Origin of the sequence: Pseudoduganella sp., assembly GCF_041914865.1 — a bacterium.
GTDB lineage: Bacteria > Pseudomonadota > Gammaproteobacteria > Burkholderiales > Burkholderiaceae_D > Rugamonas.
The window spans coordinates 1-9,326 of sequence record NZ_JAYSCO010000103.1; the positions used below are offsets into that span (position 1 = coordinate 1).

9 protein-coding genes and 3 tRNA genes are annotated in these 9,326 nt (G+C 62.0%); all 12 read left to right on the top strand.

What is annotated here, in order from left to right:
* Positions 1–86 precede the first annotated feature (86 nt).
* The 12 genes from ACE3TQ_RS26430 (at position 87) to ACE3TQ_RS26485 (ending at position 9,209) form a co-directional block, all read left to right on the top strand.
* Positions 87–162 (top strand) — tRNA-Glu (locus ACE3TQ_RS26430).
* 116 nt (positions 163–278) lie between these two features.
* Complete coding sequence (locus tag ACE3TQ_RS26435; protein ID WP_374586667.1) at positions 279–782, top strand: hypothetical protein; 504 nt, start codon at positions 279–281, stop codon at positions 780–782.
* A 79-nt stretch (positions 783–861) separates the two neighbouring features.
* Positions 862–1,959 (top strand): c-type cytochrome, encoded by a 1,098-nt coding sequence (locus ACE3TQ_RS26440; protein WP_374586669.1) that lies wholly within the window; start codon positions 862–864, stop codon positions 1,957–1,959.
* 11 nt (positions 1,960–1,970) lie between these two features.
* Positions 1,971–3,767 carry a cytochrome c oxidase subunit I gene (gene ctaD, locus ACE3TQ_RS26445; protein ID WP_374586671.1) on the top strand — a complete coding sequence of 599 codons (1,797 nt, stop codon included), beginning with the start codon at positions 1,971–1,973 and terminating at the stop codon, positions 3,765–3,767.
* The gene (locus tag ACE3TQ_RS26450) at positions 3,764–4,435 is read left to right on the top strand and encodes a bb3-type cytochrome oxidase subunit III (RefSeq protein ID WP_374586672.1); all 672 of its coding nucleotides are present in this window, start codon (positions 3,764–3,766) and stop codon (positions 4,433–4,435) included. The genes ctaD and ACE3TQ_RS26450 overlap by 4 nt, the downstream gene beginning before the upstream one ends.
* A 4-nt stretch (positions 4,436–4,439) precedes the next feature.
* Positions 4,440–5,096, top strand: a complete 657-nt coding sequence (locus ACE3TQ_RS26455; protein WP_374586674.1) for a heme-copper oxidase subunit III family protein — start codon at positions 4,440–4,442, stop codon at positions 5,094–5,096.
* A 9-nt stretch (positions 5,097–5,105) separates the two neighbouring features.
* Positions 5,106–5,435 carry a cytochrome C oxidase subunit IV family protein gene (locus tag ACE3TQ_RS26460; RefSeq protein WP_374586676.1) on the top strand — a complete coding sequence of 110 codons (330 nt, stop codon included), beginning with the start codon at positions 5,106–5,108 and terminating at the stop codon, positions 5,433–5,435.
* 39 nt (positions 5,436–5,474) lie between these two features.
* Positions 5,475–5,550, top strand: a tRNA-Glu gene (locus ACE3TQ_RS26465).
* Positions 5,551–5,579: 29 nt separating this feature from the next.
* A tRNA-Glu gene (locus tag ACE3TQ_RS26470) sits at positions 5,580–5,655 on the top strand.
* Between the two features lie 58 nt (positions 5,656–5,713).
* Complete coding sequence (earP, locus tag ACE3TQ_RS26475; RefSeq protein ID WP_374586678.1) at positions 5,714–6,850, top strand: elongation factor P maturation arginine rhamnosyltransferase EarP; 1,137 nt, start codon at positions 5,714–5,716, stop codon at positions 6,848–6,850.
* Positions 6,851–6,915: 65 nt separating this feature from the next.
* Positions 6,916–7,491, top strand: a complete 576-nt coding sequence (locus tag ACE3TQ_RS26480; protein WP_374586680.1) for an elongation factor P — start codon at positions 6,916–6,918, stop codon at positions 7,489–7,491.
* A 140-nt stretch (positions 7,492–7,631) separates the two neighbouring features.
* Positions 7,632–9,209: an amidase gene (locus tag ACE3TQ_RS26485; protein ID WP_374586682.1), complete on the top strand. Its 1,578-nt coding sequence runs from the start codon at positions 7,632–7,634 to the stop codon at positions 9,207–9,209.
* The last annotated feature ends 117 nt before the right edge of the window (positions 9,210–9,326 follow it).

A 9,326-nucleotide genomic window follows, 5' to 3' on the forward strand; every position in this document is an offset into this window, starting at 1 on the left:
GAGCGCTTGCATGGCATGCAAGAGGTCAGCGGTTCGATCCCGCTTACCTCCACCATCAAAGGCACAACGCAGTTACAGTCCAACAGGTCCCCATCGTCTAGAGGCCTAGGACATCACCCTTTCACGGTGAGTACCGGGGTTCGAATCCCCGTGGGGACGCCACACAATTCTTCTTACCTTCTTCCAAATCTGCTTAAAAAGCGTGCAGGCTTAACTCCTTTGCATCTTCGTGGTTCGCGTACTAATATGAGTTACGGACCCCTGCACAGGAGGAAGTCATGGAACTTCGCATGCTGCAATCGCATCGCTGGGTGGCGCGCCAGGCTGACTGGACCGCTGCGGCCATTGCCGGTTTCGGAGCCGGCGGTATCCTGATGTTGCTGGAGCTGATATGGGCCACCGCGCAGGGCAATGACCGATGGCTTGCAACCCGCATGGTGGCGGCAATGGTCATGGGCTGGGAGGTGCTGCAAACGTCCGGCTACGACCTCACTGTCGTGATCGCAGCGCTGGCAGTCCACTATATCCTCGGCATCACTTTCGCCATGATGCTGGCGGCCATCATCGCGCCGTTCCAGCTCGATTCGAGCGTGGGGCTGGTCACCTTGACCGGCGCAGCGTTCGGCGTGCTGCTGTATGTGCTGAATTTCTACGGGATGTCGGAAGCGTTCACCTGGTTCGCCGAGCTGCGCGGCTGGTCGACCTTCCTCGCGCATGTGATCTTCGGCGCCAGCTGTGCGCTGTTCTACCGCATGCTCGAACGCCCCGGAAAACGCGAGTAAGCAAGCCCCTGCAAAACCGCCCCGCCACCAGCGGGGCGTAGCCGTGTGTAGTTCCCCATAACTAACCGGGCTAAATATTATGGCGTTGGCAATCTCCCTTATCCTGATTGTTCTTGGCGCAATAATTTTTCATTGGCTCAGCCCCTGGTGGCTGACCCCCATTGCCTCCAACTGGCAGGCGATGGACGATGCTTTCATGATCACGCTTGTGATCTGCGCCATCCTCTTCATCATCATCCACCTGTTTGTCGCCTATGCCGTGGTCCGGTTCCGCCACCGCGAAGGGCATCGCGCTGCCGCCGAGTCGCATAACCGCAAGCTGGAATGGTGGCTGATCGGCGGCACCTCGGTCGGCATCGTGGCGATGCTCGCGCCCGGCCTTCATGTGTACGCCAAACTGATCGACCCGCCGCCCAATGCCAGTGTGTTCGAGGTGATGGGCAAGCAGTGGGACTGGCACTACCGCTTGCCGGGCAAGGACAACAAGCTGGGCTCCACCGACGTGCGCTTCATCAATGCCACCAATCCCTTCGGCATCAATCCGGAAGACCCGGCGGGGCAGGATGATGTGCTGGTCGATGGCAATGAGATGCATATCCCGCTCAACCAGCCGGTCAAGGTGCTGCTGCGCGCGCAGGATGTGCTGCACGACTACTACGTGCCGCAATTCCGCACCCGCATGAACATGGTGCCGGGGCTGGTGACGCATTTCTGGCTGACGCCGACGCAGGTCGGGCGTTTCGAGGTGCTGTGCGCGCAGTTGTGCGGCGTGGGGCATTCGAATATGCGCAGTGCCGTGGTGGTGGAAGAGCAGGCGGCATACGATGCCTGGCTGGCCAGGCAGCCCACCTTCAGCGGCAAGGGCGCGGCGGGCGGCGTCGGCGGTCCGCCCGAGCCGGGCAAGCAGGGCAGGCTGATTGCGCAGTCCAAAGGCTGCGTGGCTTGCCATACCGTGGACGGCGCGCCGAGCGTGGGGCCGACCTGGAAGGGGCTGTACGGCAAGCAGGAAGCGCTCGAGGGCGGCGCCACCGTGGCGGTGGACGACGCCTACCTGCGGCAGGCGATCAACGACCCCAAGGCCACCCTGGTCAAGGGCTATCCCAACATCATGCCGCCCAATCCGCTGAGCGATGAGGAAATGGCGGCAGTGATCGACTACATCAAGACGGTACGCTGAGGAGACCTCGCATGTCTTATGGTGAACAGCACGGCCACGACGACGATGGCCACCATGCCCCGCAAAGCTTCTGGACCAAGTATGTCTGGAGCCAGGACCACAAGGTTATTGCGATCCAGTACACGATCACGGCGCTGTTTATCGGCCTTATCGGCTTGATCCTGTCGGACCTGATGCGCCTGCAGCTTGGCTTCCCCGGCAAATTCCAGTTTATCGACCCAAGCAGCTATTACCAGTTCATCACCATGCACGGCATGATCATGGTGGTGTATCTGCTGACGGCGCTGTTCCTGGGCGGGTTCGGCAACTACCTGATCCCGCTGATGGTGGGGGCGCGCGACATGGTGTTCCCCTTCCTGAACATGCTTTCCTACTGGTTCTACCTGCTGGCGGTGGTGATCCTGTGCGTGAGCTTTTTTGTGCCGGGCGGCCCGACCGGCGCCGGCTGGACGCTGTATCCGCCGCAGGCCATCCTGCCCGGCACGCCGGGCGTGGAGTGGGGTATCGTGATCATGCTCATCTCGCTCGCGGTGTTCATTGTGGCCGCCACCATGGGCGGCCTGAACTACGTGACCACGGTGCTGCAGGCGCGCACGCGCGGCATGACGCTGATGCGCATGCCGCTGTCGGTGTGGGGCATCTTCGTGGCGACCATCCTGGCGCTGCTGGCCTTCCCGGCGCTGTTCGTCAGCGCCGTGATGATGCTGTTCGATAAGCTGCTCGGCACCAGCTTCTTCATGCCGGCCCTGGTGTCGATGGGGCAGCAGCTCGATTACAAGGGCGGCAGCCCGCTGCTGTTCCAGCACCTGTTCTGGTTCTTCGGCCACCCCGAGGTGTATATCGTGGCGCTGCCGGCCTTCGGCGTGATCTCGGACCTGATCAGCGTGCACGCCCGCAAGTGCATCTTTGGCTACCGCATGATGGTGTGGGCCATCGTGATCATCGGCGGCTTGAGCTTTGTCGTGTGGGCGCACCATATGTATGTGAGCGGCATGCACCCGTGGTTCGGCTTCTTCTTCGCCACCACGACGCTGATCATTGCGGTGCCGACCGCGCTCAAGGTCTACAACTGGACGTTGACCTTGTGGCGCGGCGATATCCATATGACGGTGCCGATGCTGTTTGCGCTTGGCTTTATCAGCACCTTCCTGATCGGCGGCCTGACCGGCCTGTTCCTGGGCAATGTCAGCGTCGACATTCCGCTGTCGAATACCTACTTCGTGGTGGCGCACTTCCATATGGTGATGGGCGTATCGCCGGTGCTGGCGGTGTTCGGCGGCCTGTACCACTGGTACCCGAAGGTGACGGGCCGCATGTACAACGAGGCCCTGGGCCAGGCGCATTTCTGGATCACCTTCATTGGCGCCTACGCCATCTTCTTCCCGATGCATTATCTCGGCATCCTCGGCATGCCGCGCCGCTACTACGCCTACGAGAACTATGCGTTCATTCCCGAATCGGCGCAGAGCCTGAATGCCTTCATCACGGTGGCGGCGCTGGTGGTCGGCGTGGCGCAGCTGCTGTTCCTGTTCAATCTCTTCTGGAGTGCGCGCAAAGGCGCGGCGGCGGGCGGCAATCCGTGGCGCGCCGCCAGCCTGGAATGGTATACGCCGCAGACGCCGCCCGGCCACGGCAACTGGGGGCCTGAGCTGCCGTCGGTGCACCGCGGGGCCTACGAATATGGCGTCGATGGCCCGGGCGGCGACTATATCCCGCAGAACGCCGGGCCGGAGTTCGGGCCTGACCCGCATGCGCCGCCGCCAGCGCGCCCGGCGCCGCAGCATGATCCCGCCGAGGTGCCGAAATGAGCGCCGGCGCAACCTGGCGCTCCAGCGGTGGCATTCCGGGCCAGTCCGGCGGGGGCGACGGTGGCCACGGCGGGCGTGGCGATGCGCACGGCAGCGGCCCGGCCTGGCCGCAGGGGGCGCGCCGCATCGGCTTGTGGGTGTTCATGGTGGTGGTCACCACGCTGTTCGGCCTGTTCGGCGTCGCCTACATGATGCGCGCGGCCTATGAAGACTGGCGGCCGATCGCGTACATCCCGTGGCAGCTGTACTGCAGCACCGGCTTGCTGGTGCTGTGCAGCCTGGCGTGGGAACTGGCGCGGCGCCACGTCGCTGCCGGCCGGCGCGAAGCGGCGCGCAGCACGACCATCGGCGCGCTGGTGCTGTCGGCAGCCTTCGTGCTGTCGCAGCTGTACGCCTGGCAGGCCATGGCGGCGGCCGATTACGGCGTGGCCGCCAACCCCGCCAACAGCTTCTTCTACCTGATCACCGGCTTGCACGCGGCGCACGTGCTGGGCGGCATGGTGGCGGGCGCGTTTGCCGTGCGCAGGGCAGGGGAGGCTATCGGCCTGTGCGCCCAGTACTGGCATTTCCTGTTCGTCCTGTGGCTCGCCGTGTTCAGCATGATTTATATGGTGACGCCCGAATTTGTCCGCGCTTTCTGCACAACGATAGGCATTCCTGTGAGGTGAGGTTATGGATACCGGCACCAACGACATGAAAGGCTTTGTCTCGGACTGGGCGGGCGACCGTGCCGCCTTCCGCGTCCCATGGGGCAAGGCGATGATGTGGATCTTCCTGCTCAGCGACACCTTCATCTTCGGCACCTTCCTCACCGGCTATATGTCGGTACGCATGGCCACCACCACCGCCTGGCCCAATCCGAGCGAAGTGTTTTCGCTGACGATCATGGGCACCAACTATCCGCTGATCCTGATCGCCATCATGACCTTCGTGCTGATCACCAGCAGCGGCACGATGGCGATGGCGGTCAACTATGGCTACCAGCGCAACCGCAAAGTGGCCGCAACGCTGATGCTGGTGACGGCGGCGCTGGGCCTGGTCTTTGTCGGCATGCAGGCGTTCGAGTGGAGCAAGCTGATTCACGAAGGCGTGCGGCCGTGGGGCAACCCGATGGGGGCGGCGCAATTCGGTTCCTGCTTCTTCATGATCACCGGTTTCCACGGCCTGCACGTCTCGGCGGGCGTGATCTACCTGGCGATCATCGCGCGCCGTGTCCTGAACGGGCATTACGAGCAGAAGGGCTACGACATCATCGAGATCACGGGCCTGTATTGGCACTTTGTCGATCTTGTCTGGGTGTTTATCTTTGCATTGTTCTATCTCTGGTAGGAGGCAACCATGTCAGGCACTGCCCACCAGCAGCATCCCATCGGCACCTACGTCAAGGTATGGATACTGCTGTTCGTACTGAGCTTCTTTTCCTACCTGGTGGATTTCTTCCATGTGCAAGGTGTGCTGCGCTGGGGCTTGATACTGGTGCTGATGATGTTGAAGGCCGGCTTGATCGTCGCGGTCTTCATGCATATGAAGTGGGAAAGGCTGGCGCTGATTTTTGCGATTGTCCTGCCGCCTTTGGCGTTACTGGTGCTGGTGGCGATGATGGGTGCCGAATCGGGCTACGTGCACGATAACCGCGTCGAACACTTCGCGGTTGCGCCCTTGAAATGACGCTTGCACGCTGCTATAATTCGCGCACGCTTTTACGACGTCCCCATCGTCTAGAGGCCTAGGACATCACCCTTTCACGGTGAGTACCGGGGTTCGAATCCCCGTGGGGACGCCAAGTCATTTAAAGCGTAGTGCAAGTCCAGGGTCCCCATCGTCTAGAGGCCTAGGACATCACCCTTTCACGGTGAGTACCGGGGTTCGAATCCCCGTGGGGACGCCAAAGATCAGAATGAAGCCGCCTAGTGCGGCTTTTTCATTTTCCGCGCTTTTTTGACGCTATGCCAAGCCTGTCCCTCGATCTGTTCTGCAAGGTTGTCGATAATTTCGGCGACATCGGCATTTGCTGGCGCCTGGCGCGCCAGCTTGAGCGCGAACACGGCATCGCCGTGCGGCTGTGGGTCGACGACCTGCATGCCTTCCACCGCATTTGCCCGCAAGTGGACCGTGCCGCCGCGCAGCAGGTGATCGACAACGTGGCCGTGCGCCACTGGGCCGGCCAGGACGGCGAATACACGCCGGCCGATGTGGCGGACATCGTCATCGAATTCTTCGCCTGCGATATCCCGCCCGGCTATATCGCCGCCATGGCGCAGCGCCCGGTCAAGCCGGTGTGGCTGAACCTGGAAGGTTTGAGCGCGGAAGAGTGGGTGGAGGGCTGCCACAGCCTGCCGTCCAAACATCCGCGCCTGCCGCTGACCAAGTATTTCTTCTTCCCCGGCTTCACCGACAAGACCGGCGGTTTGCTGTGCGAGTCCGGCCTGGAAGCCGAGCGCGCAGCGTTTGCCGCCGATCCGGCCGCGGCGCCAGCGTTCCTGGCATCGCTCGGCGTGAGCGCCGCCGAGGCGGCAGCCCTGAAGGTATCGCTGTTCTGCTATCCCTACGCGCCGGTGGCCGAATTGTTTGCCGCCTGGCGCGACGGCGGCGCCCCCGTGACCTGCCTGGTGCCGGAAGGCGTGGCGGCCGATGCGGTTGCCGCTTTCCTCGGCCAGCCCGCCGTGCCGGGCGCCGTGCACAGCGCAGGGGCGCTGACGGTGCGCGTGCTGCCCTTCGTGCCGCAGCAGGATTACGACAAGCTGCTCTGGTCCTGCGACCTGAACTTTGTGCGCGGCGAAGATTCCTGGGTGCGCGCGCAATGGGCCGGCAAATCCTTCATCTGGCACATTTACGCGCAGGACGAAAACCTGCACCATAAAAAATTGCGCGCCTTCCTGCAGCGCTATTCCGGCGGCGAGGCGTTCGATGCGTTTTCGCTGTGCTGGAACGGCGCCCGCCAAGGCAGCTGGCCCGAGCTGTGGCAGGGCTTGTCTGCGGCAATGCCTGAAATTTCGGCAAAGTCGTCACAATGGCAACAAAAAATCCTGGCCAACGGCGATCTGGCCACGAATTTGACTAAATTTTGTGCATCGCTGACGTAACACATCATATCCCCGTGCTATAATGCACGGTTACTGCAACTCCCCTTAACCGGTATATATTCGCTATGAAATTCGCAAAAGAGATTCGTGTCGGCAACATCATCATGGTTGAAGACAAGCCATTCATCGTCCTGCGTTCCGACGTCAACGGCTCGTCCCGCACTGGCTTCACCTACAAATGGAAGATGAAGAACCTGCTGACCAACGCTCCGCTGGAAAACGTGTTCCGCGGCGATGACAAGTTCGACGTGGTCGTTCTGGACAAGAAGCCAGTGACCTACTCGTACTTCGCTGACCCACTGTTCGTCTTCATGGACGAAGAGTACAACCAGTACGAAATCGAAGAAGAGAACATGGGCGACGCCGTCAACTACCTGAAAGACGGTATGGAGTGCGAAGCTGTCTTCTACGACGGCAAAGCCATCTCCGTTGAACTGCCAACCACCATCGCTCGCCAGATCATTTACTCGGAGCCAGCAGTTAAAGGCAACACCTCCGGCAACGTGACCAAGGAAGCCAAACTGGAAAACTCCATCGAAGGCCGCAACTTCACCATCCAGGTGCCTCTGTTCGTGTCCCAGGATGACGTGGTCGAGATCGACACCCGTACCCACGAGTTCAAAAAGGTCGTGCGCGGTTAATATCCGCAAGATCTGTTGCAAAGTCGCAATGAAAAGCCCGCTTTCGCGGGCTTTTTTACTTTCTGACAGTATTATTTACTTGCAAACTGCTGGTATTCTTTTGGTTTCGTGCTGTTCTTTACACAAAGAGGGCGTACCAGATGGATCGACGGGGTTTCGTGAAGTTGGGGCTGGCTGCCGGTGGCGCAACTACTTTGCCGCGTACACAGGCTGCGGTGCCGTCCGTGCTGGACGCGGGCGTCCAGCAGCAGCAGGAGCTGATGGCGGCCAATAAGCTGACCTCGCATTCGCTGACCTCACAGTACCTGGCGCGCATCAATGCCATCGACAAGGCCGGCCCCCGCATCAATTCCATCATCGAGATCAATCCCGAAGCGCTGAAAATCGCGCGCGAGATGGACCGCGAACGCCTGCAGCGCAAGCTGCGCGGCCCGCTGCACGGCATCCCCGTGCTCCTGAAGGACAATATCGCCACCGCCGACCGCATGAGCACCACCGCCGGTTCGCTGGCGCTGGCCGGGGTGCGCGCCGCGCGCGACTCGCATGTCGCCGCCAAGTTGCGGGAAGCGGGCGCAGTCATCATCGGCAAAACCAACCTCAGTGAATGGGCCAATATGCGCTCCAGCCACTCCGTCAGCGGCTGGAGTGCGCGCGGCGGGCTGACGCGCAACCCCTATTCGCTGGACCGCAACTGCAGCGGCTCAAGCTCCGGCTCCGGCGCCGCCATTGCGGCCGGCCTGGCCACGCTGGCCGTCGGCACCGAGACCGACGGCTCGATCGTCTCGCCGGCCTCGATCTGCGGCCTGGTCGGGATCAAACCCACGATCGGCCTGGTGAGCCGCAGCGGCATCATCCCCATCGCCCACTCGCAGGACACGGCAGGCCCCATGGCGCGCAGCGTGTCCGACGCCGCCCTGATGCTGGCCGCGATGGTGGGCGTCGACCCGAACGACCCGGTCACGCAGGAAGGGGCGGGCAAGGCATCCGACTACGCCAGCGCACTGAAGCGCGACGGCCTGCGCGGCAAACGCCTCGGCGTCGCCCGCAACTTCTTCGGCGGCAGCGACGGCGTCGATGCGGAGATTGAGAAAGCGCTGGAAGCCTTGAAAGCGCAGGGCGCGATCCTGGTCGACGTACAGGTGCCCAACACCGAAAAATACGGCGACAGCGAAACCGAAGTCCTGCTGCACGAATTCAAAGTCGACCTGGCCGCCTACCTGCGCGATTACGCGCCGGACGCCAAGGTCAAGAACATGGCCGACCTGATCGCGTTCAACAAACAGAACGCGCAGCTGGAGTTGCCGTACTTCGGCCAGGAATACCTGGAGCGCGCGGAGGCCAAGCCGGGCCTGGACAGCAAGGTGTACCAGGAGGCGCTGGCTAACAACCACCGCTACTCGCGCGAAGAAGGCATCGACCTGGTGCTGAAAGCGCACGAGCTGGACGCTTTGGTGGCGCCGACCGACGGCACCGCCTGGCTGACCGACTTCATCAACGGCGACCACTACCCGAAGAGTTTCTCATCGCCCGCCGCCGTGGCAGGCTACCCGCACGTCACGGTGCCCGCAGGGTATGTACGCGGCCTCCCGGTCGGCCTCTCATTTGTCGGCACCGCCTACAGCGAAGCCTCGTTGATCGGCATGGCCTACGCCTTCGAGCAAGCCACGCTGATCCGCCGCGCCCCGCAATTCCCCGCCAGCGTCTCCATCCGTCCCTAGAAGAAATGTCCATGTTGGGGTCAGGAAGAAAAGTGGACATTTCTTGTGGGAAATGTCACCATTTTTGAGTAGCCCCAACAGGTCATGTTGTTTTTGATGCTTGGGTGTAGCGCAACT